The sequence below is a fragment of the Rhizobium sp. LC145 genome, from assembly GCF_001005825.1.
In the GTDB taxonomy this organism is placed as follows: Bacteria; Pseudomonadota; Alphaproteobacteria; order Rhizobiales; family Rhizobiaceae; genus Neorhizobium.
Genome location: NZ_LBHV01000001.1, coordinates 911387 through 933272 on the forward strand (window position 1 = coordinate 911387; position 21886 = coordinate 933272).

The 21886-nt window shown below is 62.5% G+C and carries 22 protein-coding genes; 10 read left to right on the forward strand and 12 right to left on the reverse strand.

The window, feature by feature from the left end; all coding sequences use genetic code 11:
• Positions 1–16: 16 nt before the first annotated feature.
• Complete coding sequence (locus YH62_RS04630; RefSeq protein WP_137326609.1) at positions 17–595, forward strand: HD family hydrolase; 579 nt, start codon at positions 17–19, stop codon at positions 593–595.
• Entirely contained in the window at positions 592–1131 is a 540-nt protein-coding gene (locus tag YH62_RS04635) for a tyrosine phosphatase family protein (RefSeq protein WP_046792921.1), read from the forward strand. Before YH62_RS04630 ends, YH62_RS04635 begins: the two co-directional genes overlap by 4 nt.
• A gap of 271 nt (positions 1132–1402) precedes the next feature.
• Here YH62_RS04635 and YH62_RS04640 read toward each other — a convergent pair whose 3' ends face one another.
• The 3 genes from YH62_RS04640 to YH62_RS04650 all read right to left on the reverse strand — a co-directional run bounded on the left by YH62_RS04640 (position 1403) and on the right by YH62_RS04650 (position 4208).
• Positions 1403–2215, reverse strand: coding sequence for an ABC transporter permease (locus tag YH62_RS04640; protein ID WP_046792922.1), 813 nt, complete (start codon positions 2213–2215; stop codon positions 1403–1405).
• On the reverse strand, positions 2212–3000 hold the full coding sequence (locus tag YH62_RS04645) for an ABC transporter ATP-binding protein (RefSeq protein ID WP_046792923.1): 789 nt from the start codon (positions 2998–3000) through the stop codon (positions 2212–2214). The genes YH62_RS04640 and YH62_RS04645 overlap by 4 nt, the downstream gene beginning before the upstream one ends.
• Before the next feature lie 176 nt (positions 3001–3176).
• On the reverse strand, positions 3177–4208 hold the full coding sequence (locus tag YH62_RS04650) for an ABC transporter substrate-binding protein (protein WP_046792924.1): 1032 nt from the start codon (positions 4206–4208) through the stop codon (positions 3177–3179).
• A 249-nt stretch (positions 4209–4457) separates the two neighbouring features.
• On the opposite strand from YH62_RS04650, the gene YH62_RS04655 reads away from it, so the two are divergent.
• The 3 genes from YH62_RS04655 to YH62_RS04665 are packed head-to-tail and all read left to right on the forward strand — an operon-like array spanning position 4458 to position 8724.
• Positions 4458–7211, forward strand: coding sequence for a DUF2339 domain-containing protein (locus YH62_RS04655; RefSeq protein WP_046792925.1), 2754 nt, complete (start codon positions 4458–4460; stop codon positions 7209–7211).
• On the forward strand, positions 7208–7861 hold the full coding sequence (locus YH62_RS04660; protein WP_046792926.1) for an HD domain-containing protein: 654 nt from the start codon (positions 7208–7210) through the stop codon (positions 7859–7861). Before YH62_RS04655 ends, YH62_RS04660 begins: the two co-directional genes overlap by 4 nt.
• A gap of 11 nt (positions 7862–7872) precedes the next feature.
• Positions 7873–8724 carry an MOSC domain-containing protein gene (locus YH62_RS04665; protein WP_046792927.1) on the forward strand — a complete coding sequence of 284 codons (852 nt, stop codon included), beginning with the start codon at positions 7873–7875 and terminating at the stop codon, positions 8722–8724.
• Between the two features lie 47 nt (positions 8725–8771).
• On the opposite strand, the gene YH62_RS04670 is transcribed toward YH62_RS04665, so the two are convergent.
• Positions 8772–9998 carry an MFS transporter gene (locus YH62_RS04670; protein ID WP_046792928.1) on the reverse strand — a complete coding sequence of 409 codons (1227 nt, stop codon included), beginning with the start codon at positions 9996–9998 and terminating at the stop codon, positions 8772–8774.
• Between the two features lie 124 nt (positions 9999–10122).
• On the opposite strand from YH62_RS04670, the gene YH62_RS04675 reads away from it, so the two are divergent.
• The 3 genes from YH62_RS04675 to YH62_RS04685 all read left to right on the forward strand — a co-directional run bounded on the left by YH62_RS04675 (position 10123) and on the right by YH62_RS04685 (position 13107).
• The gene (locus tag YH62_RS04675; RefSeq protein ID WP_046792929.1) at positions 10123–10725 is read left to right on the forward strand and encodes a TetR/AcrR family transcriptional regulator; all 603 of its coding nucleotides are present in this window, start codon (positions 10123–10125) and stop codon (positions 10723–10725) included.
• Positions 10726–10878: 153 nt separating this feature from the next.
• Positions 10879–11778 carry a DMT family transporter gene (locus tag YH62_RS04680; protein ID WP_046792930.1) on the forward strand — a complete coding sequence of 300 codons (900 nt, stop codon included), beginning with the start codon at positions 10879–10881 and terminating at the stop codon, positions 11776–11778.
• Positions 11779–11883: 105 nt separating this feature from the next.
• Positions 11884–13107, forward strand: coding sequence for an MFS transporter (locus YH62_RS04685; protein WP_046792931.1), 1224 nt, complete (start codon positions 11884–11886; stop codon positions 13105–13107).
• Here YH62_RS04685 and recO read toward each other — a convergent pair.
• Entirely contained in the window at positions 13095–13847 is a 753-nt protein-coding gene (gene recO / locus YH62_RS04690; RefSeq protein ID WP_046793051.1) for a DNA repair protein RecO, read from the reverse strand. The two genes, YH62_RS04685 and recO, sit on opposite strands and share 13 nt — an antisense overlap.
• Positions 13848–14010: 163 nt before the next feature.
• On the opposite strand from recO, the gene YH62_RS04695 reads away from it, so the two are divergent.
• Complete coding sequence (locus YH62_RS04695) at positions 14011–14376, forward strand: hypothetical protein (RefSeq protein ID WP_046792932.1); 366 nt, start codon at positions 14011–14013, stop codon at positions 14374–14376.
• Between the two features lie 293 nt (positions 14377–14669).
• Here YH62_RS04695 and era read toward each other — a convergent pair whose 3' ends face one another.
• From era to rpoZ, 7 genes are all read right to left on the reverse strand, one after another.
• Entirely contained in the window at positions 14670–15608 is a 939-nt protein-coding gene (gene era, locus YH62_RS04700; RefSeq protein ID WP_046792933.1) for a GTPase Era, read from the reverse strand.
• Positions 15609–15617: 9 nt separating this feature from the next.
• Positions 15618–16337: a ribonuclease III gene (rnc, locus tag YH62_RS04705; protein ID WP_046792934.1), complete on the reverse strand. Its 720-nt coding sequence runs from the start codon at positions 16335–16337 to the stop codon at positions 15618–15620.
• Positions 16334–17080 carry a signal peptidase I gene (lepB, locus tag YH62_RS04710; RefSeq protein ID WP_046792935.1) on the reverse strand — a complete coding sequence of 249 codons (747 nt, stop codon included), beginning with the start codon at positions 17078–17080 and terminating at the stop codon, positions 16334–16336. Before lepB ends, rnc begins: the two co-directional genes overlap by 4 nt.
• A gap of 107 nt (positions 17081–17187) precedes the next feature.
• A complete protein-coding gene (gene acpS / locus YH62_RS04715; RefSeq protein WP_046792936.1) occupies positions 17188–17586 on the reverse strand; it encodes a holo-ACP synthase in 399 nt (132 codons plus the stop codon).
• A 323-nt stretch (positions 17587–17909) separates the two neighbouring features.
• Positions 17910–18062, reverse strand: coding sequence for a DUF3563 family protein (locus YH62_RS29340; protein ID WP_082118229.1), 153 nt, complete (start codon positions 18060–18062; stop codon positions 17910–17912).
• Positions 18063–18203: 141 nt separating this feature from the next.
• Entirely contained in the window at positions 18204–20420 is a 2217-nt protein-coding gene (locus YH62_RS04720) for a bifunctional (p)ppGpp synthetase/guanosine-3',5'-bis(diphosphate) 3'-pyrophosphohydrolase (protein ID WP_046792937.1), read from the reverse strand.
• A 134-nt stretch (positions 20421–20554) separates the two neighbouring features.
• Complete coding sequence (gene rpoZ / locus YH62_RS04725) at positions 20555–20968, reverse strand: DNA-directed RNA polymerase subunit omega (protein WP_046792938.1); 414 nt, start codon at positions 20966–20968, stop codon at positions 20555–20557.
• Between the two features lie 278 nt (positions 20969–21246).
• On the opposite strand from rpoZ, the gene YH62_RS04730 reads away from it, so the two are divergent.
• Positions 21247–21822, forward strand: coding sequence for an NYN domain-containing protein (locus tag YH62_RS04730; protein WP_046792939.1), 576 nt, complete (start codon positions 21247–21249; stop codon positions 21820–21822).
• The last annotated feature ends 64 nt before the right edge of the window (positions 21823–21886 follow it).

A 21886-nucleotide genomic window follows, 5' to 3' on the forward strand; every position in this document is an offset into this window, starting at 1 on the left:
GCGTGCTTGGCAACGCATGCTCTCGGGCCGGAGGCTCGACCTCCTCGACCCCTCGCCGCTCGACGTGGAAATCTCCGATATCGCCCATGGGCTCGCCCGTGTCGCGCGCTGGAACGGCCAGACGCGCGGCGACCACGCCTTTTCGGTCGCGCAGCATTGCCTGGTGGTGGAGGAGATCTTCCGGCGCTGCAATGACGAAGGAACCGAGGCGCTGCTGATGTGCCTTCTGCACGACGCGCCGGAATATGTGATCGGCGACATGATCTCGCCCTTCAAGGCCGTCGTCGGCGGCGGCTACAAGGCGGTGGAGCAACGCCTGGAAGCGGCGATCCATATTCGCTTCGGTCTGCCGGCACATCCGACGCGGGAGTTGAAGGCGCTCATCAAAAAGGCCGATGCGATGGCCGCCTTCTACGAGGCCACCGAGCTTGCCGGCTTTTCGGTCGAAGAGGCCCGCAAGTTCTTCGGCCAGCCGCGCGGCGTCACCCGCGATATGCTACCGATCGAGCCAATGCCGGTGCTCGAGGCGCAGCGACGATTTGTCGAGCGCTTTGCCGAGCTTGAAGCCGAGCGCAGCACCGGGGCGGTGTCATGAGCGCCATCATCGTCTGCCCGCTTGCCAGTATCGCGGAAATGGCCGTGCGGCATGGTGCGCGCGACATGGTCAGCCTCATCGCCGAACGCCAGGACTTCCATAGGCCTGGGATGATTTCCGCGGATCGGCACCTGAAGCTTGCGATGAACGATATCGGTTTTGCCGGAACCGGAAGTCTGATAGCGCCGAGCGAGGCTCACGTGCTGGAACTCATCCGCTTCGTGCGGGAGTGGAACCAGAGCACGCCGATCATCATCCATTGCTGGATGGGCGTTTCCCGCTCGCCCGCCGCGGCCGTGATCGCGGCGCTTGCGCTGCATCCGGAAGAGGACGATTTCGCCCTGGCCGCCCGCCTCCGCTCCGTCGCGCCGCATGCCACGCCGAACCCACGCATCATCGAGATCGGCGATGGCATTCTCCGCCGCCGCGGACGGCTCGTGACGGCCATCAGAGGGATCGGCCGCGGCGCGGAGACCGACGGCAGAGCCTCCTTCAGCCTGCCGCTCTTCCGTCCGAACTTCGCGATACCTGATTGAACCGCACCATTTTCGCCCCAGCGCCGCTTGACCTCTTCCTCTCCTGCTCCACTTACCAGCCAAGGATACAACCGAAGCCTCAGCTTCCCCTATCCTCAGGTTGAGTTCGTGATGTCTCGGCGGAGGCGGACCTCCCGCGCTAGCGAATGCGGCAGAGCCGGAACCTCATTACCTGACGGAGAGGAAGCGGCGGATCGGGCTGTCTACGAGGGACAGCCTGATCCGCTGTGGTATTGCGGCTTCACATCCGTCTGTTTCCGCAGACTGTTTCTCAGTTCGCCATGGTCGAGCGATGCGCCCAGCCGGTCATGCGCTTCTCGATCCAGGCCATCAGCGCATACATGGCGATACCTTCCACCGCCAGCATCAGCAGGCCCGCGAAAACCAGCGGCACGTTGAACTGGCTCTGGGCCGAGCTCATCATGTTACCGAGGCCATAGTTGGAGGCGACCGTTTCCGAAAGAACCGATCCGACGAAGGCGAGAGTGATGGCGATCTTCAGCGAGCCGAAGAAATAGGGCATGGATCGTGGAATGCCGACCTTGAGCATGATGTCCATCTTCCTCGCGCCGAGGGCGCGCAGCACATCCTCGGTTTCCGGTTCGATGGTGGCAAGCCCGGTCGCGACATTGACGACGATCGGGAAGAAGGAGATCAGGAAGGCGGTGAGCACGGCCGGGACCGTGCCGATGCCGAACCAGATGACGAGGATCGGAACCACCGCTACCTTGGGAATGGCGTTGAAGCCGATCATCAAGGGGTAGAGCCCCGCATAGATCGCCTTCGACCAGCCGATGAAAAGGCCGAGCGCCAGGCCGGCAACGACGGCGATGATGAAGCCGAGCGTGGTCGTATAGAGCGTCTGCAGCGAGTTCTTCCAGATCGGAGACCAGTATTGCACGATCGCCTGGAAGACGCGGGTGGGCGCCGGCAAGATGGTGGGCGGCATGTCGAGCGCGATCACCACCAGCTCCCAGAAGACGAAGAGGCCGAGCGTGTAGAGGAATGGAGAAAGCCATACCCAATTGATGCGGGCGGGCGTTTTCTGTGGCTTGGCGGCGGTATTCTCGGTCACGGCGCTCATGCGGCCACCCTCGCCTTGGCGATTTCTCCGTGAAGCTCATGGACCATGTCGTTGAAGCTCTTCTGATACATGATCTCCAGATCGCGCGGCCGCTCGAAGGGCACCCGGTGCTCGTTCAGGATACGGCCGGGACGCGCGCTCATGACGAAAATCCTGTCGGCCAGGAAGACGGCCTCGCGCAGGTCATGGGTAACGAGGATGATCGTTACCCCTTGAGCGGCGTGCAGATCCCGGATGACGCACCATAGCTCCTCGCGGGTGAAGGCATCGAGCGCGCCGAAGGGCTCGTCCAGCATCAGAAGCTCCGGCTCGTGGATCAGCGCGCGACAGAGATTGGCGCGCTGCTGCATGCCGCCCGAAAGCTGCCAAGGATATTTGGAGCCGACGCCCTTTAGGCCGACGATCTCCAGAAGACGCTCCGCCTTCTCGACATATTCCTTCCTGTGGGCGCGCAGCCGGCGGCGGTGCCGCTCGACTATTTCCAGTGGCAGGAGGATGTTGTCGAGCGTCGTGCGCCAGGGCAGCATGGTCGGGTTCTGGAACGCCATGCCGACGATGGAGATCGGCTGGGTCACCTGCTTGCCGGCCACGATGACCGTGCCGCCTTGCGGAACCTGCAGGCCGGTGACGAGCTTCATCAGCGTCGATTTTCCGCAGCCGGAGGGGCCGACCACGGCGGCGAATTCTCCCTTGCCGACCTTCAGGCTGAGGCTAGAGACGGCAAGTGTTCCGGCCGCACCGCCATAGCGCATGTCGACATTTTCAATGGAAACGAGGTCAGCCATTTGTACACTCTTTTCAAGCAGTCGCATGTGGAAACTCCCCCTCTGGCCTGCCGGCCATCTCCCCCACAAGGGGGAGAAAACTTGTGGCGCTCACCTTGCTCCATAAGACGGGTCAGGGGTGCGGCAGGTTAAGCCCCTCCCCCTTGTGGGGAGGGGTTGGGGAGGGGCATCCACGATCAGGGAAGCATCCGCTCTTCCTTGGGCGGCAGGAAGCTGCCGTCGAAGATGCGGTCGGCTGCGACATTGCCCTTGAGGCCCATGGAAATCTTCAGCGTCTCGATGGAAGCCGAGAGACGATCCATATCAACCCCGCCGAAGCCATTCTCCACGACATAGGGCGTCTTGATGTTCATGGCGTTCGCCATGGTGAGCCGCTCCAGCTCGATATCGCTGTTCAGCGTCTCGTTGCGCTTCAGAACGGCGGCAACACCCTCTTCCGGATTGGCGACGGCGGCAGCGAACCCCTTGGCGAGCGCACGCAGGAAGCCCTTCACCGCTTCCGGATTTTCTTCTGCGAAATCAGTGTTTACCAGAACGGCGTTGCCATAGAGATTCAAGCCGTTCTCGGCCATCAGGATGGTGGCGATGTCGTCGTCGGAAATTCCCTGCGCCTTGAGGTTCAGGATCACCGAGAAGGCGAAGCCGAAGACGGCGTCCACATCGCCCTTGGCCAGCATGGGCTCGCGGACCGGGAAACCGATCGATTCGATGGTGATCTTGCTGTCGTCGATCTTGGCGACATCCTTGAAGGCCTTCCACTGGGCGAATGCGCCATCCGGCGGCGGAGCTCCGAGCTTCTTGCCCTCGAGCGACTTCGGGTCCTCCGTCACGCCCAAGGACTTGCGCCCGACGACGGCGAAGGTAGGCCGCTCGTAGATCATCATCACCGACTTGATATTCTGGGAGGAATCCTCGTCCAGGAACTTGATCAGCGAGTTGATGTCGCCGAAGCCCATCTGATAGGCGCCGGTCGCGACACGCGGGATCGCCTCGACCGAGCCGTTGCCGGTATCGATCGTGACATCCAGCCCTTCTTCCTTGAAATAGCCCTTGTGGGCGGCCAGCAGAAAGCCGGCTGCCGGCCCTTCGAACTTCCAGTCGAGCGTGAACTTGATGGAGGTTTCGGCCAAGGCCGGCGTCGAGAAGCCGGCGGCAAGCGCCAGCGCCGCGACGGCGGAAAGCCTGGAAAACGATCGGCGTGTGAACATGAATTAGCCCCCTGTCGGTTTTTTTGAATGCCTCATTCAAAGCCTTTCCCGAGAAAGCGCGCAAGTAAAAATTGCACATATTCTCATCATATTCTCACAGAGGCCAATTTTTAAACTATCCCGTGAATATTTGTGCAGCAGCCCGCCCATCTTTCGGGCACGGTTTGCTACCATATGGAGCGGCCCTTTCCTTCCCAAGCCGGCAGATTGTATAAGCGTTCTCCAAGCCTTCCGCTCGCGAGACCGCCGATGTTCGAAATCCTCCTCCTGATAATCCTGCTGGCCGGCCTTGCCTGGCAGCGGAAGTATGCGCAGCGGCTCGATGCGCTGGAGGATGAGCTTCAAAAGCTGAGTGCCCGGCTGGCGCAATATGAAGGCGGGCCTCGCCCCGCGCTTGATGCTGACGCCGAAACGGTGACGGCTTCCGAGCCGATAGCCGAAGCCCCGGCGGCGATTGCCGAACCGGCACCTGTGGAAAGCGACCCCGGCTCTATCGAGGTCGCGGCGCGCGAAATCGAATCGGAGCCTGCCGCGCGCCTCCCTTCCCGGAAGGGGCGGGAGAAGGAGAGCCTCGAAAGCAATCTCGGCGCCCGCTGGGCCGTCTGGGTGGGCGGCGTGGCACTCGCCTTCGGCGGCATTTTCCTCATCCGCTATTCGATCGAAAGCGGACTTCTTGGGCCCGCCGCGCGGATAGCGCTCGCCTTCCTCTTCGGCCTGCTGCTCATCGGCGCCGGCGAGGTCATCCGCCGACGCGCCATGCCGCAGGTTTCCGAACGCTATAACAACGCGATGATACCGGGCGCGCTTACCGGAGCCGGCGCCGTGACCCTTCTCGGCGCGGTCTTCGCGGCTCATGCGATCTACGGCTATATCGGCCCCGGCAGCGCCTTCCTCCTGCTGGCCCTCGTCTCCTTCGCCACGATCGGCCTCTCGCTGCTGCACGGGCAGGCGCTTGCCGGTCTCGGTCTCCTGGGATCGCTCATCACGCCGGCGCTCGTCACCACCGACCAGCCGAACGCCAATGCGCTGTTCATCTTCCTGGCGGTGACATGGCTTGCGACGAATGCCGCCTCGCGGTTCCGCAACTGGACCGTTGTGCCGATGCTCGCCAATATCGGCATCGGCGGCTGGGCGCTCGCCTATATCCTCGGCGCCCCCTCCTACGATCCGCTGCCGCCCACGCTTACGCTCATTGCCGTCATCGCCGGCACGGCGCTCTTCTGGCCGGGCAGCCGCTATGGCAAGCCGGCGGCCGATGACAACAACGGCGGCGGCTGGTTCGGGCTCCTGCTCCGTCCACCGCTGAAAATCACACTCTCGCTGTCGTTCGCGGCCGTGCTGTCGGCACTCGCGTTTATCGCCGCGGACCGTCCGGCGACCGGCGACCCGGCCTTCTCCTTCGCCGCCATCATCGCCACGCTGGCCGCTCTCGGCGCCAGCCGCCGCTATGCCTTCTGGCCGGCATTGCTCTCCGCCGCAGGCGCCGTCGGCGGCATCGGCCTGATCGCGTTGACGCTTCTCAACTACATGGCGGCGCCGGCTGCGACAGACGGCAGCCCGATCGCTCCCCTCACCTATACGCACCAGATCGCCGTAAGCCTGCTGCTCGGCGGCATCTTCACCCTGCTCGGTTTCGGCTTCCTGCGCCGGCTGCGCCATGGCGAACCGGAATTCTCCTCCGTCTGGGCGGTGCTGATGTCTGCCGTGCCGGTTTCGATCGCGACGATCAGCTTCCTGAATTTCGGCGATCTTTCCCGCGACTGGACGCACGGGCTCTACGGCATCGCGCTGGGACTGGCGCTTCTGGCGGGTGCGAACTGGCTGTTCCGTCAGACCGATCAAGACGAAACCCGCATCGACTGGCCGGCCAATCTGCTGGTCGCTGGCTCCTTCGCCGCATTCGCCTTTGCGCTCCACGCGCTGACCAACGGGATCACCACCACGACATCACTCGCCGTTCTCGGTTTCGCCTACGCCATGGCGGTACGCATACGCCCCTGGCCGGCGCTGCCGTGGGTGATGGCTGCGGCCCTTCTCACCGTCTTCGCACGCATCGCCTGGGAGCCGACGCTGGTGGGACCGAACAGTCTCGGCACCACGCCTTTCCTCAACGCGCTGCTGCCCGGTTACGGCATCCCGGCCCTGCTCGCCGTCGTTTCCGCCTATGAGCTGCGCCGCTGGCCGGACATCCGCATCCGCAACCTCCTGCAGGCGCTCGCCTCGCTCATGGTTCTGATGACGGCCGCGATACTCGTGCGCCACGCGATGAATGGCGGCGTGCTTAATGACAACGTGCCGACGCTCGGCGAGCAATCGATCTATACGCTGCTCACCGTGGGCTTTTCCGCAGCCCTGATGACGCTCGACCTCAAATCCCCGAGTCCGATCTTCCGCTACGGCTCGATGATCGCCGGCGTACTTGCCACCATCAACGTTCTCTCGCTGCATGTCGTGGGACTGAACCCCTACATTACCGGCGAGAGCACCGGGCGGTGGCCTTTCATCAACCTGCTGCTGATCGGCTATCTCATGCCCGCGCTCGCCTATGCCGGCGTCGCCTGGTATGCGCGGGGCAAGCGTCCGCAGCCCTATGTCACCATGCTGGCGGTCTCCGGCGCCGTGCTCGGTTTCCTCTGGGCCACGCTTTCGGTGCGACGCTTCTGGCAGGGCGAGTTCATCGCCGAATGGAAGGGTTTCCTGCCGGGAGAAACCTATACCTATTCGGTGGTGTGGCTCGTGATCGGCGTGGCGCTCCTGGCCCTCGGCTCGAAGCTCGATGCCCGCAGCCTTCGCCTCGCCTCGGCGGGGCTGGTGTTCATCGCGGTCCTCAAGGTCTTCCTCGTCGACATGTCGAACCTCGAAGGCATCCTGCGCGCCCTCTCCTTCATCGGCCTCGGCGCGGTGCTGATCGGCATCGGGCTCTTCTATCAGCGCATCCTCGTTCGCAAGAACAGCACACCGGAGCCTGAACCGGCTGTCGCCGCAGAAGAGCAGGCACAGTGACCCTCCACGCCCTTGCCGCCGGTTTTGCGCCCTACGAGGCGCTTGCCGAGACACTGATCCCCTTTGCGACCGAAGGTGACGACGGCTCGCACGACATCGCCCATATCCTGCGCGTCTTCCGCAACGCCATGCGCATCCATGCGCAGGAAGGCGGCGACGGCACCGTGCTCGCCGCCGCAGTCCTGCTGCACGATTGCGTCGCGGTGGAAAAGAACTCGCCGTTGCGCACACAGGCTTCACGGCTCGCGGCGGAGAAGGCTTCCAAGATTCTTGCCGAACTCGGATGGGCGAGGCCGGCAATCGGTGCCGTGGCGCATGCGGTAACCACCCACAGCTTTTCGGCCAATATCCCGCCCGAGACCCTGGAAGCGAAGATCCTGCAGGATGCGGATCGGCTGGATGCGATCGGCATGGTAGGCGCGGCGCGCTGCTTCTATATCGCCGGGCGCATGGGATCGGGCCTCTACGACCCGATCGATCCGCTTGCGAAGAATCGGCCGCTGGACGACAAGACCTTCGCCATCGACCACTTCGAAACGAAACTGTTCAAGCTCGCCGAAGGCTTCCAGACTGCCGCAGGCCGGGCACTTGCCCGCGAGCGGCACGAGCGGCTGAAACAGGTGCTCGACCTCTTCATCGACGAAATCTGAGGATCATTTTCATGCGCGTCAGCCAACTCCACTTCTATCCGATGAAGAGCGCCCGCGGCATTGCTCTCGAAGAAGCGGAGATTGCCGCGACAGGCATTCCCGGCGACCGGCGGATGATGGTCGTGGACCCCTCGGGGCATTTCATCACCCAGCGGGAGCTGCAGGCGCTTGCCCGGCTCGAGGTGCAGCCGCAGGATGCCGGGGCCCGCATCGCCATGGATGGCCAGGGCGAAATCTCGGTCGCCCGCCCGCCGGCGGATCAGCGCATGGACGTTGCGGTATGGAAGTCCATCGTCAACGCCGCCGTGGCGGACGATGCCACGAACGAAACGCTTTCCAGGTGGCTCGGGCGGGAAGTCCGCCTCGTCTTCTTCGACGAGCGCGCGAAGAGAACCGCGAGCATCGAATGGGCGGGCGAAGGCACGCCCGTCACCTTCGCGGACGGATATCAGGTGCTCATCACCACCACCGCCTCACTCGCCGCACTCAACGCCGACATGCGGACGCATGGCGAAGAAGGTATTGGCATGGAGCGCTTCCGGCCCAACATCGTCATCGATACCGACGAGGCCTGGGCCGAGGACCAATGGGCTTCGATCGAGATTTCCGGCATCCGCTTCGATCTCGTCAAACCCTGCGCCCGCTGCATCATGACCACGCAGGACCAGACGTCCGGCTCTCGCGATGCGCCGAGCCCCATGGCCGCCATGGGCCGCATCCGCATGTCGGCGGACCGGCGCGTGCCGGGTCCGCTCTTCGGCTGGAACGCCGTGCCGCGCGGTACCGGCAGGATCAGGATCGGGGATATGATGACGGTGGTCGAGGAGCGGCCGGAAGGCTGGGCGATCAAGCGACGGGCTTAACAACAAAAACCCCGCCACTCGGCGGGGTTTTTCAATGATATGACCGGCTACTCCGCAGGGCGCAGGGCTGCAGCTTCCGATGGCTCGGCCTGCTGGTCCGACCTGCCGAGATGGGCGTAGCCCGCAAGCATGGCCAGAAGCGCGATGCTGCCGCCCGCCACCGCGACCCAGAAGCCGTTCGAGGCGCCATAGGCATCGATCGTCCAGCCGGAGACGGAGGAACCGAGGGCAAAGCCGATGCCGACGCCCGTCATGGCATAGGTGATGCCTTCGGTAAGTTGCGAGGCCGGCACCAGGCGCTCGATCAGGCTCATGCCGGTGATGAAGGTCGGCGAGATGGCGGCGCCTGCGAGGAAGATCACCAACGTCAGCATCCAAAGGCTGCCGACGAAGGGCATGGGTAGCGTCGTGATGGCGGCGATCAGGCTGGCGAATATCAGGCGGCGGGCAAGCGGCGTCTCGAACTTGATGGCGCCGAAGGCGAGACCGACCACGAAGGAGCCCGCAGCGTAAGCCGCCAGGATATAGGTTGCGGCTCCCTTCTGCCCCTGCGCCTCGGCAAAGGCGACGACGGCGACCTCGGCCGTGCCGAAAATCGTGCCCATGCCCGCGAAGACGACCACCAGGAACCACATGGAAAGGAAGCGCAGGACGGAGCCCTCGTTGCCAGCCTGGCCGGGATGCACCTTGGGTTCGGTGGATTTCTGGGCAACGAAAAGCGCTACGCCGATGGCGAGGAACGCGGCGGAAGCCAGAACGCCCGCTTCGGGAAAGAGCCCGACGCTCAGGCCGATGCCGAAGATCGGCCCGCAGATATAGACGAGCTCGTCCATGACCGATTCGAAGGCGAAGGCCGTGTGCAGTTCCGGCCGGTTGCGATAGATCTCCGTCCAGCGGGCGCGCACCAGCGCCATCATGCTGGGCATCAGGCCTGCCGTCACGGCAAGCGCGAACAGCGTCCAGTTCGGCAGCCGCCAATGGGCGGCAGCCGCCAGCCCGAGCAGCGCCACGAAGGTGATGATCGTCATCGGCACCAGCACCCTGCTCTGCCCCACCCGGTCCACCCAGCGGGAGACCTGGGGGGCGATGAAGGCATTGGCGAGCGCGAACGTGGCGGAGACTGCACCCGCCAGCCAGTATTCGCCATGGGTTTGGGAAAGCATCGCCACAAGGCCGATCGTCGTCATCGGCAGCGGCAGGCGGGCAACGAAACCGGCGGCCGCGAAGCCTTTGGCTCCAGGCGCCCTGAAAATCTGGCCATAGGGATTGGGCATGAGGGACTCCTTGGATTATTTTGGATGACCACTTACATACGGCGCGTATATGAGGTAAATAATCGCATACGAAACGTATGTCAATTAACATACGACGCGTATGCAAATAATTTTCGGAGTCTGCATGGCGCACAAACCACGCAAGCAAATGATCGCAGAAACTCGGGGCAAGCTTGTGGCAGCGGCGCGGCACGCCTTCGCGTCCAAGGGTTACGCGAATGCCTCCATGGACGAATTCACCGCCGAGGCGGGATTGACGCGCGGCGCGCTCTACCACCACTTCGGCGACAAGAAAGGCCTGCTGCAGGCCGTCATCGGGGAAATCGACGCGGAAATGTCGGATCGGCTCTGCGCCATTTCCAGCAAGGCCCCGACCGCGTGGCAGGGTTTCGTGGATGAATTCACAGCCTATATCGAGATGGCGCTGGAACCGGAAATACAGCGCATCATGCTGCTCGACGGACCCGCGGTCCTCGGCGACCCATCCCAGTGGCAGAACCAGAGCGCCTGTATCAGAACGACAACGGCCAGCATCCAGAGACTGATCGACGAGGGCATCATTCTCCCGGTTGACGCGGAAGCGACCGCAAGACTGGTGAACGGCGCCTCGCTTAGCGCCGCTCTCTGGATCGCGGGCGCGGACGATCCGGAAGCCGCGTCCAAAAAAGCCGTCGCGGCTTTCAACGTGCTGGTCTCGGGTCTTTTGAAGCAGCGCAAGCAGGACTAGCCACGTCCTGCTCAGGGCGCATGGCAGCTATTCCAAAAACGCAGGTTGTCCGACAACTACAAGGCGGCAAATGTCACGGATGACTCACCGTTCAGCCGCGCATCGCCCCATGGTCATTTCGATCCGGCATTCATTTGAGGGATCGACGTTTTCATGACACCTCGGGCAACCGGCCTTGTTTTCGCGCTCACGGCCGTGACGATCTTCTCGGTCCAGGACGGTATTTCGAAACACCTCGGCACCCATTACCCACCGGTCTTCATCACCATGATGCGCTACTGGGCCTTCGCAGCCTTCGCAATCCTCCTGGCGATGCGCTCCGCCGGTGGTTTGAGGGCGGCAGCGAGGACGAAACGGCCCTTTCTGCAGATCTCACGCGGGGTAATCCTGGCCGTCCAGATCGTCGTTGCCATTTCCGCCTTCGCCACGGTCGGGCTTGCCCAAAGCCAGGCGATCTTCCAATCCGCTCCTCTGCTCGTCGCGCTGCTTTCCGTGCCGATCCTCGGCGAGCAGGTCGGCTGGCGGCGCTGGACCGCGATTGTCGTCGGCTTTGTTGGTGTTCTGCTGATCCTGAAGCCGGAGACGGGCGGTTTCGACAGCATGGTCCTTCTGCCGATCGCCGGCGCCGTGATCTACAGCTTCTACGCAATCACCACGCGGCTTGCGAGCCGCGACGACCCGGCGATCACCAGTTTCTTCTATACCGGCGTGGCCGGCGCTGCCGCCATTACGCTGGCCGGCCCCTTCTACTGGACCACGTTCACGCCGACCGATACCCTGTGGATGCTGGCGCTCTGTGCCACCGGCATGGTCGGGCACTACCTCCTCATCCGCGCCTTCGATCTCGTGGATGCGGTGATCGTGCAATCCATGTCCTATATCCAGCTGGTACTGGTCACCTTCATCGGCGTGCTGATCTATGGGGAAACGCTCGGCTTCAACATGGTCGTCGGATCGCTGATCGTCGTGGGCGCCGGGCTTTTCACCATCTACCGGGAGGCGCGCGCGGGCCGCACCAGCCAGGCACCGATCGAGCCGCCCGGCGAAATCTAAGCGCTTGCGATCATCAAATATGGTGATGATTTACCCCAACAAAACTCGTTTTGGGGAAACCGGCCGCGGCAGTATGATCCGGCACCCGAGTCAGGAGGAGACGTCATGACCCAGGCCGCCCGCCAATCCCTGCCCTGGCTTATCATCGCCGCGGGTTCGATCATCATCATGCTGACCTTCGGCCCGCGCTCGGCCATGGGCTTCTTCCAGCTTCCGATACTGACCGATACCGGCTGGGATCGCTCCACCTTCGGGCTTGCCATGGCGATCCAGAACCTTTGCTGGGGGCTGAGCCAGCCCTTCTTCGGCGCGATCGCCGACAAATACGGCACGGGCCGGGTGCTGACGCTGGCGGGCCTGATCTATGCGGTCGGTCTCATCCTGATGTCGACCGGCCATTCCATTGCCGCGCTCCATATCGGCGGCGGCGTGCTGGTCGGCTGCGGCGTCGGGGCCGGCTCGCTCGGCACGGTGCTGGCCGCCTTTGCCCGCAATGTCACGCCCCAGCAGCGCTCGCTCGCCTTCGGCATCGGAACGGCCGCCGGTTCGGCCGGCATGTTCCTGTTCGCGCCGCTGACCCAGGGGCTGATCTCCGCCTATGGCTGGTCGGATAGCCTCGTCTATCTCGCCGTGCTCATGCTGCTGGTGCCCCTGCTCGCCTATCCGCTTCGCGGCAATGCCGCATCGGGCACGCAATCGCAGGCCGAGTTCAAGCAGACGGCGGGCGAGGCGCTCAGGGAGGCGTTCGGCCACCAGAGCTATCTGCTGCTGGTCTCCGGATTCTTCGTCTGCGGCTTCCAGGTGGCCTTCATCACCGCGCATTTCCCGGCCTATCTCGGCGATATCGGCATCGACGCCCGTTATGCGGTCATCGCCATGGCGCTGATCGGCTTCTTCAACATCATCGGCTCGCTCGCCGCCGGCGTCATCGCCCAGCGATATTCCAAGCCCTACTTCCTCGCCTATATCTATATCGCCCGATCGATCGCGGTCACGGCCTTCCTCCTGCTGCCGCAAACGCCGCTTTCGGTCATCGTCTTCGCGATCGTGATGGGCCTCCTGTGGCTTTCCACCGTGCCGCCGACCAATGCGCTGGTGGCCATCATGTTCGGAACCCGCCATCTCGGCATGCTTGGCGGCATCGTCTTCCTGTCGCACCAGGTGGGATCGTTCCTCGGTGTGTGGATGGGCGGCTTTCTCTACGATCGCTTCGGCTCCTATGACGTGGTCTGGTGGCTCGGCGTGGCGCTCGGCATCTTCGCCGCGATCGTCCATTGGCCGATTGCCGAGAAGCCCGTCTCCCGTCCGCTCGCGGCTCAGCCGGCCTGACGCTCTTCACCCTTCGCCATGGCCTTCAGCGCCGCCTGCACGAAACCGTCGCGGGCGGCGTTTTCCGTCAGCCCGCGCGGTTCATAGACATGCCGGTGCAGGAAATAGCCGGTGAGCCTGAAGGCGGCCGCAAGGCTCTCCCTGTCGGCCGCGACGCCCGCCTCCTCCCCGAGGAATGCCGGCAGGACAAGCATCCGCTCGGCATAGGGCTCGCCGGCCTGCCGGCAGACGGCTCGGCCGCTCTTCGGCGAGACGTAGACGAGCTCCTCGCGGCTTCCAGTGGCCGCGCATTCCGTGAGATCGAGACCGTAGCCGAGATCGTTCAGCACCGCCAATTCGAAGCGGATGAAGAGTTCGCCCGCATCGGCGGGTTGGTCCATGGCTTCCAGGATGATGTCGAGAGCTTCGAACAGATGCGGGTGCGGATCACGCTCCGGCAGCAGCCGCAAAAGCGCGCCCATGGCCTGCACGCCGTAAACTGCGGTCGCCGTCTCCATCAGCCGGGCAGCGCGCAGGCGGATCGGCTCCAGCTTGAATTCGCCGAGATGTTCATCGAGCCTCGCACGCCACACCACATCCACATGATTTCCCGGCTGCAGCACCGGCTGCATGGTCCGCGACCGGCCCGAGCGCACGAGACCAAGATGGCGGCCGCGCGAGCGCGTCATAACCTCGGCGATGACGCTCGTCTCGCCGTGGCGCTTGACGCCAAGGATGATCGCTTCGTCCTGCCACTGCATGCGGAGATTCAACTTCCTTTCAAACAGATTCAACAATAGCCGATAAGCGCGTCGAACTGAATCGGTTTCTAAATTCGGCCATCCCTCTCTTCTGTGAGGTCGGGCGGGAACAAATCGCGGGGGATGCGGATTTTCCCGGGAACTTTCCTAACCGGGGGCTCCCATGAGACATGCTCTTCTTGCCGTTCTGCTTCTTGCATCACCCGCTGCCGCCCAGTCACCGCAACTGGAGCAGGCCTGTGTGGCGGTCGCGAAGAATTTCCTGCTGGCCCCGGTCCTGAAGACGGGCGTCGTGCAATCCTTCCCGGAACTCGACCCGCCCGGCGCGCGCCTTACCTATACCACCCGCGAAGACGCCAAGCCCACGGATTTCACCAATGAGATCGAATGCCAGTTCGAACGGGCGAGCGCGCCTTTCGGCCTCACCCGCTTCTGCATCGAGGAGACCTGCTATTCGGCGACCGAACAGCAGCCGGAGAACCGTCGCCGCTATGAGGAGGTCAAGGCGCTGATGGCGCGGGGGAAGTAGCTATCCACCCTCCCCTTGACGGGGAGGGTCGGCACGTAGTGCCGGGGTGGGGTGAAATTGCCCTGCATTTGCTAACGCGACGATGACACAATAAAGTCACCCCACCCGCCGCTTCGCGGCGACCTCCCCCTCAAGGGGGAGGTGTTTCCCTGCCGCACCGTCTTCCACCAATCTCAGCAAAGCTTAGAAGCCAGCGCGAGGGGCAATCTTCCCGGCCCGTCGCTTAAGCTCCCGGCGTTCGTCGCTGCAATCGATTCACTGGATCGATTGCTGCCGCTTCGCGGTATCGCTCCTCACCCCTTCGGAAACTCGAGCCCCATCTCGCGGAAGCGCTCCGGATCGTCGCCCCAGTTCTCGCGCACCTTGACGAACAGGAAGAGGTGCACCGGCTGTTCGAGGATTTCCGACAGCTCCTTGCGGGAAGCGGTGGAGATCGCCTTGATCGCCTCGCCGCCCTTGCCGAGCGCGATCTTCTTCTGGCTGTCGCGCTCCACATAGATGACCTGCTCGATACGTACCGAGCCGTCCTTGCGCTCTTCCCATTTCTCCGTTTCCACATGGGAGGAATAGGGAAGCTCCTGATGCAGGCGCAGGAACAGTTTTTCGCGCGTGATCTCGGCGGCGAGCTGGCGCATCGGCAAATCGGAGATCTGGTCTTCCGGATAATACCAGGGGCCTTCCGGCATGGTCCTGGCGAGATAATCCATCAGGTCCTTGCAACCGGAGCCGGTCGTCGCAGAAATCATGAAGGTGCGCTCGAAGGGGACGAATTCGTTCGCTGCGGCAGCAAGCTTCAACAGATCTTCGTGCCTGACGCGATCGATCTTGTTGAGCGCCAGGATCTTAGGCTGGCGCACTTCCTTCAGGCCTTCGAGGATCGCCTCGGCGTCGCCGCGCAAGCCCCGCTCGCTGTCGATCAGGAGCATGATCAGATCGGCATCCTTGGCGCCGCCCCAGGCGCTCGTCACCATGGCGCGGTCCAGCCGGCGGCGCGGCTTGAAGATGCCCGGCGTATCCATGAAGACGATCTGGGCATTGTCATGGATGGCGATGCCGCGCACGATCGCCCGCGTCGTCTGCACCTTGTGGCTGACGATCGAGACCTTTGCGCCGACCAACTGGTTCACCAGGGTCGACTTGCCGGCATTGGTGGCGCCGATCAGCGCCACGAAGCCGGAGCGCGTGCCGGCGGTATCCTGCTCGCCGGCGCCAGTGTTTTCATTTTCCGTCATATCAACCAATCAATCCGAGGCGGCTGGCTTCTGCCACACACCCTCGCGTTCGAGCATTCTCGTTGCCGCCACCTGTTCGGCGGCTCTTTTGGACCGGTCTATGCCGGTTTCCGGCGCCACGCCCGGCACTTCCACCGTCACGGTGAAGCGCGGGTCATGATCGGGACCGGAGCGGTCATCGACGCGGTAGGACGGCGTCAGGCCGAATTTCGCATGCGCCCATTCCTGCAGTTCGGTCTTGGCGTCGCGCCTCGCGCCATCGGCACGGGCGGCGCGGGCTTGCCAATAGCGCAGGATGAAGGCGCGTGCCGCCTCCAGCCCACCATCAAGATAGAGCGCGGCGATCAGGCTTTCCACCACATCCGCACGCACATTCATCATCCGCTTGCCGGTAAGCTTCTTGACATCCGCGCCGGTGCGGATGAACCGGTGGAGATGCAATTCATCCGCCACATCCGCGCAGCTCTCTGCGCTGACAAGCTGGTTCAAGCGAACCGAAAGCTCGCCTTCGGCCGCCGTGCGGAACGTGCGAAACAGAAGCTCGGCCACGCAGAGCCCGAGCACGCGATCGCCCAGGAATTCCAGCCTCTCGTAATTCGCGCCCTTGGCGGAGCCGGTGCTCGCATGGGTGAGAGCCCGGTCAAGCCAGTGCTTGTCAACGAATTCATGGCCGATGGCCACCTCGAGCTGTGCCCTCTCCTCCTCCGACAGAGCCTTTGCTTTCATCATCTGACGACCTTGAAGAGCCTCTCCCATCTCATGTTCGCCGGCCACTTCCAGAACTCGCGGAACGAGGTGTCGTTGCCGATCGAGAAGAAGATGACGCTGGCGCGGCCGATCAGGTTTTCAGCCGGGACGAAGCCGACGTCGAAACGGCTATCGAGGGAATTGTCGCGGTTGTCGCCCATGAAGAAATAATGGCCTTCCGGCACGATGAACTCGCGGGTGTTGTCGCCGCGCGAGACGGGCGACTGGTCGAGCGTATCGTAGGTCACGCCGTTGTCCAGCGTCTCGCGGAAGACCGGCACGTCGGCGCCCGGATCGAGGCGATAATCGGATGTGAAGGTGCCGTCAGCCTGCTTCGGCACCGGCTGGCCGTTGATATAGAGCACGCCGTCGGTCACCTGGACCCGGTCGCCCGGAAGGCCGACGAGGCGCTTGATATAATCGACGTTCGGATCGGTGGGCAGGCGGAAGACGATCACGTCTCCACGCTCGGGCTCACTGAATTCGAGGACGCGGCCGGAAAAGAGGTCCGGCGAGAAAGGCAGCGAATATTTCGAATAGCCGTAGGCGAACTTGTTGACGAAGATATAGTCTCCGACAAGCAGCGTCGGCATCATCGAACCGGACGGAATTGTGAAAGGCTGGAAGAAGACGGTGCGGATGACCATTGCCAGCAGAAGCGCCTGAACGATGACTTTGATGTTTTCCCAAAGGGCGTTCTGCTTCTTTTCAACTTTTTCGGACACGTAACGGGTCTTTCTAATTCGGGCCGCCCATCTATCGGCGGGATCGCTGTTTTCTCTAAACGCTTCCAAATGCCGGGGCAATGGCCCTCGTGGCGCGATCTTCGCCTCTACGCAGGCAGCGCCTCGATGAGCACATAGGCCTGCGCATAGGGATATTCGTCGGTAATCGTGATGTGGATCACCGGCTTGTGACCCGCCGGCATCATTCCGGAAAGCCGTGTGGCCGCGCCGCCGGTCAGCACCATCGTGGGCTTGCCGCCGGGCAGGTTGACAACGCCCATATCCTTCCAGAAAACGCCTTGCGCCAGGCCGGTTCCCAGCGCCTTCGAACAGGCCTCCTTGGCCGCGAAGCGCTTGGCATAGGAGGCGGCGCGGTTCTTGCGGCGATCAGATTTCGCACGCTCGATATCGGTGAAACAGCGATGGGTGAAGCGCTCGCCGAACCGTTCGATCGATTTCTCCACCCGGCGAATGTCGACGATGTCGCTGCCCAATCCGATGATCATGAACTTCCTTTTCCGGACAATATGCCTGAACCAAAGCGATTAGCTCGCCTGACTTGGCCATTCCTGCCGCCTCAGTCAAGCGTCAGCGGCGTCTCGACCCCCGGACAGAGACATAGGTGATCGCACGGAAGAGGAAAGCCCGCAACAGCGCGGGCACGTCATGATCCGCGAAGGAAAAGGATGGTCAAGCCACCCGGCAAGGCGGATGAGGGCCGGAGGCCATGAGCCCCCTAAAAACAAAAGGCCTCGCGTATGTCCCGCGAAGCCCGTGCCGGCGGCGCTGCACGAATGCGCTGCCGCTCTTTTTTCAAGCGACCTGACGATCAGTAGTAGGTGCGGAACAGGCCACGGTCGATCTGCCGCTGACGGTATTCGAGGTCGATGCGATCGACGGCGCCGTTCAGGTAAGCGATCTCGCGGTCCTCGGTGGTGGGGGCGCGAAGGGCGCGGGCAAATTTGCGTACGGATTTCAACATGTTCTATCTCTCTTTTCTCTCATATTGCACCGCAATAATATAGGCCCACCGAAGCCGATCCACCAGCGCCGCGGAAGCTAGTCTGCCTTGCGCTGGAAGCATGGCGGAGAAAAGAGAAGGCTCATTTTTGGGCAGACGCCGTCAATCATAGACCCGCTTGACGGTGGATATGCAGTCCAGCTCCTTCAATTGAATGAGAAGCTGGTTCAACTGGCGCAGATCCCATACCTCGACATCGATGGTCATCTCGGAGAAATCCGTGGCAACCCGGCCCATGTCGAGCGAGCGGATGTTGATATCAAGCCGCGCCACCGCCTGCGCAACGGTCGCGAGCGTGCCGGGCTCGTTCAGGGCGTTGATGACCAGGCGCGCCATGAAGCGTGACTTGTTGGCCTCGTCGAGATCCCAGCGCACGTCGATCCAGCGCTCCGGCTGATCATCAAAATGCTGCAAGGCCGGAGCCTGGATGGGATAGATGGTGATCCCCTTGTCCTTTTCCATGATGCCGATGATCCGATCTCCCGGGACCGCACCGCTCGGTGCGAAATGGACCTCCATATTGCCGGACAGGCCGCGAATGGGCAGCGGATCGGGCCCGGCCTCCTCTTCTTCCGCACCTTCCTTGCGGCGGTCCGGAATCTTGAAGATCATGCCGGAGGCGCTGCGCATGTTGAACCAGCCCTCGTCGGCCGGCTTCACCGTCACGCGCTCGTCCTTGTAGTCCGGGAATACGGCACGCAGAACATCGAGCGAGGAAAGCTCGCCGCGCCCGACCGACGCGATCGCGTCCTCGACATCCTTCTGTCCCAGCCGGTGCAGCGCGGGCTTCAGGACGTCACGCGAGAAGACCTTTCCGGCGCGCTCGAAGGTCCGCTCCAGAATACGGTGGCCGAGGCCGGCATATTGCTTCCGGATCGCCATGCGGGTTGCCCGGCGGATCGCCGCGCGGGCCTTGCCGGTCACCACGATCTCTTCCCAGGCGGCCGGCGGCACCTGCACGCCGGAGCGGATGATCTCCACCTCGTCGCCGTTGTTGAGGCGCGTGACCAGCGGCATGATGCGACCGTTGATCTTCGCGCCCACCGTCGTATCGCCGATATTGGTGTGGACCGCATAGGCGAAATCGATCGGCGTCGCACCGCGCGGAAGGGCGATCAGCTTGCCCTTGGGGGTGAAGCAGAAGACCTGGTCCTGAAAGAGTTCGAGCTTGGTATGCTCGAGGAATTCCTCCGGATTGTCGCCCTCCGCAAGAGCTTCGATGGTGTGGCGCAGCCAGGAATAGGCGTTGGATTCCTTTGAAAGAAGTTCGCCGTCGCCGCCCTCCCCGTCCTTGTAGAGCGCATGGGCCGCGATGCCGTATTCGGCGATCTCATGCATGCGCCTGGTGCGGATCTGCAGCTCGATGCGCTGGCGCGAGGGGCCGACGATCGTGGTATGAATGGAGCGGTAATCGTTCTGCTTGGGCGTGGAGATATAGTCCTTGAAACGCCCGGGCACGACACGCCAGCGGGTATGAACGATGCCGAGCGCCCGGTAGCAGGAGGGAATATCTCCCACGACGATGCGGAAGCCGTAGACATCGGAAAGCTGCTCGAAGGAGAGCGACTTCGACTGCATCTTGCGGAATACGGAATACGGCTTCTTCTGCCGCCCCTTCACCACTGCGTCGATAAGGCCGTTGGCGACCAGCAGGTCCTGCAGCTCGTCCTCGATCTTGGCAATGAGACCTTCGTTGCGGGCCGAAAGCTCGGCAAGGCGTTTGGTGACGGTCTCGTAGGCTTCCGGGTTCATGTAGCGGAAGGACAGGTCCTCCAGCTCGTCGCGCATGTCCTGCATACCCATGCGGCCGGCGAGCGGCGCATAGATATCCATGGTCTCCTCGGAGATGCGGGCGCGCTTTTCCTGCGACATGTGCTCCAGCGTGCGCATGTTGTGCAGCCGATCGGCGAGCTTCACCAGCAGCACGCGCACGTCGTCGGAGATCGCCAGCAGGAGCTTGCGGAGGTTTTCGGCCTGCTTGGCCTTCTTGGTCACCAGGTCGAGGCGCTTGAGCTTGGTGAGCCCCTCGACCAATCGACCGATATCCTCGCCGAACAGTTCATCGATCTCGGCCCGCGTCGCCGTGGTATCCTCGATGGTATCGTGCAGCAGAGCCACCGCGATGGTCGACTCGTCGAGATGCATGTCGGTGAGGATCGCCGCCACTTCGAGCGGGTGGGAAATATAGGGATCGCCGCTGGCACGCTTCTGCTGGCCATGCTTCTGCATGGCGTAGACATAAGCCTTGTTCAAAAGAGCTTCGTTGGCTTCGGGCTTGTACTTCTGCACCCGCTCCACGAGCTCATACTGCCGCATCATCCCGAAATAGGTCCCTAATTACTTTCTGAAAAAGAAATGGCGCGCCAATCGTCAGACTGGCGCAGCCATCATAATGCAGACAATCAGATTACGGCTATAGGATGAACGATTGGTAATCGCCCATGCTATCCTGCTTAGTAGTCGTCGCTCTTTTCCGGCGGCACGAGGCCTTCGATGCCGGCAAGCAGCTCTTCTTCCGACATCTGGTCGAAAGTGACGGTTTCCGGCAGGTCCTCTTCCTCTTCGCTGCGGTCCGCACCGGCGACAGCGCCGGCGCCGGCAGAGATCAGCGAAGCCGGATCGGGCTCGGGCTCGTCCACTTCCACATGCTTCTGCAGCGAGTGGATCAGGTCTTCCTTCAGGTCGTCGGGCGAAAGCGTCTCGTCGGCGATCTCGCGCAGCGCAACGACCGGGTTCTTGTCGTTGTCGCGGTCGATCGTGATGCCGGCGCCCTGCGAAATCTGCCGCGCGCGATGGCTGGCGAGCAGTACCAGCTCAAACCGGTTGTCGACTTTATCAATGCAATCTTCTACGGTGACACGGGCCATTGCCTGTCCTTTACGATCGGTAATTCTGCGGAATTGATACGCCCGATACAGGGAACGCGTGGCAAATTCAAGTTTTTCCTGCAGAATCCTTTTGCATCCCCGCACCTCGCGCCACGAAGAGTATAGTCCGCTATTCAACCCAAAGATGCTTGGAATATCGCGAATCCTGCCATAAATGACTGATATATGAATAGTTCTTAATGTAACGGATTATTCTTCCGGCAGAAGATCAACTTATCGTTTTGCCGGCATATAAAATAAAAGGGGATGGAAACCATATGTTTGATCCAAGAGAGAAGATCGCGCTCTTCATTGACGGCGCCAATCTTTACGCCGCTTCGAAAAGCCTGGGCTTCGATATCGACTACAGGAAGCTTCTGAAAGCGTTCCAGAAGCGCGGCTATCTTCTGCGCGCCTACTATTACACGGCTCTGATCGAGGATCAGGAATACTCCTCCATCCGCCCGCTTATCGATTGGCTCGACTACAACGGCTACAAGGTCGTCACCAAACCGGCCAAGGAATTCACGGATTCCATGGGCCGCCGCAAGATCAAGGGCAATATGGACATCGAACTTGCGATCGATGCCATGGAGCAGTCCGAAACGGTGGATCACCTCGTGCTGTTTTCGGGCGACGGCGATTTCACCACGCTGGTCGAGGCGCTGCAGCGCAAGGGCCGCAAGGTTTCCGTGGTCTCCACGATGCAGACCCAGCCGCCGATGATCGCCGACGATCTGCGCCGGCAGGCCGATCATTTCATCGACCTGATGGTGCTGAAGCCGGAAATCGGACGGGATCCCTCGGAACGCCCGGCGCGCCCGGCCGAACCGGTGGAGCCGGCGGACGTCTGAATATTTCGAGAATCCACGCCTGTTTTTCGGCGGCATCCCGTTCGGGATCGCGCTAAAAGACTTG

Bases quoted from the DNA above. Each gene is read 5' to 3' on its own strand.
- YH62_RS04630 (WP_137326609.1), top strand. From the start codon at position 17: ATGCTCTCGGGCCGGAGGCTCGACCTCCTCGACCCCTCGCCGCTCGAC.
- YH62_RS04635 (WP_046792921.1), top strand. From the start codon at position 592: ATGAGCGCCATCATCGTCTGCCCGCTTGCCAGTATCGCGGAAATGGCC.
- YH62_RS04640 (WP_046792922.1), bottom strand. From the start codon at position 2,215: ATGAGCGCCGTGACCGAGAATACCGCCGCCAAGCCACAGAAAACGCCC.
- YH62_RS04645 (WP_046792923.1), bottom strand. From the start codon at position 3,000: ATGGCTGACCTCGTTTCCATTGAAAATGTCGACATGCGCTATGGCGGT.
- YH62_RS04650 (WP_046792924.1), bottom strand. From the start codon at position 4,208: ATGTTCACACGCCGATCGTTTTCCAGGCTTTCCGCCGTCGCGGCGCTG.
- YH62_RS04655 (WP_046792925.1), top strand. From the start codon at position 4,458: ATGTTCGAAATCCTCCTCCTGATAATCCTGCTGGCCGGCCTTGCCTGG.
- YH62_RS04665 (WP_046792927.1), top strand. From the start codon at position 7,873: ATGCGCGTCAGCCAACTCCACTTCTATCCGATGAAGAGCGCCCGCGGC.
- YH62_RS04670 (WP_046792928.1), bottom strand. From the start codon at position 9,998: ATGCCCAATCCCTATGGCCAGATTTTCAGGGCGCCTGGAGCCAAAGGC.
- YH62_RS04675 (WP_046792929.1), top strand. From the start codon at position 10,123: ATGGCGCACAAACCACGCAAGCAAATGATCGCAGAAACTCGGGGCAAG.
- YH62_RS04680 (WP_046792930.1), top strand. From the start codon at position 10,879: ATGACACCTCGGGCAACCGGCCTTGTTTTCGCGCTCACGGCCGTGACG.
- YH62_RS04685 (WP_046792931.1), top strand. From the start codon at position 11,884: ATGACCCAGGCCGCCCGCCAATCCCTGCCCTGGCTTATCATCGCCGCG.
- recO (WP_046793051.1), bottom strand. From the start codon at position 13,847: ATGCAGTGGCAGGACGAAGCGATCATCCTTGGCGTCAAGCGCCACGGC.
- YH62_RS04695 (WP_046792932.1), top strand. From the start codon at position 14,011: ATGAGACATGCTCTTCTTGCCGTTCTGCTTCTTGCATCACCCGCTGCC.
- era (WP_046792933.1), bottom strand. From the start codon at position 15,608: ATGACGGAAAATGAAAACACTGGCGCCGGCGAGCAGGATACCGCCGGC.
- rnc (WP_046792934.1), bottom strand. From the start codon at position 16,337: ATGATGAAAGCAAAGGCTCTGTCGGAGGAGGAGAGGGCACAGCTCGAG.
- acpS (WP_046792936.1), bottom strand. From the start codon at position 17,586: ATGATCATCGGATTGGGCAGCGACATCGTCGACATTCGCCGGGTGGAG.
- YH62_RS29340 (WP_082118229.1), bottom strand. From the start codon at position 18,062: ATGTTGAAATCCGTACGCAAATTTGCCCGCGCCCTTCGCGCCCCCACC.
- YH62_RS04720 (WP_046792937.1), bottom strand. From the start codon at position 20,420: ATGATGCGGCAGTATGAGCTCGTGGAGCGGGTGCAGAAGTACAAGCCC.
- rpoZ (WP_046792938.1), bottom strand. From the start codon at position 20,968: ATGGCCCGTGTCACCGTAGAAGATTGCATTGATAAAGTCGACAACCGG.
- YH62_RS04730 (WP_046792939.1), top strand. From the start codon at position 21,247: ATGTTTGATCCAAGAGAGAAGATCGCGCTCTTCATTGACGGCGCCAAT.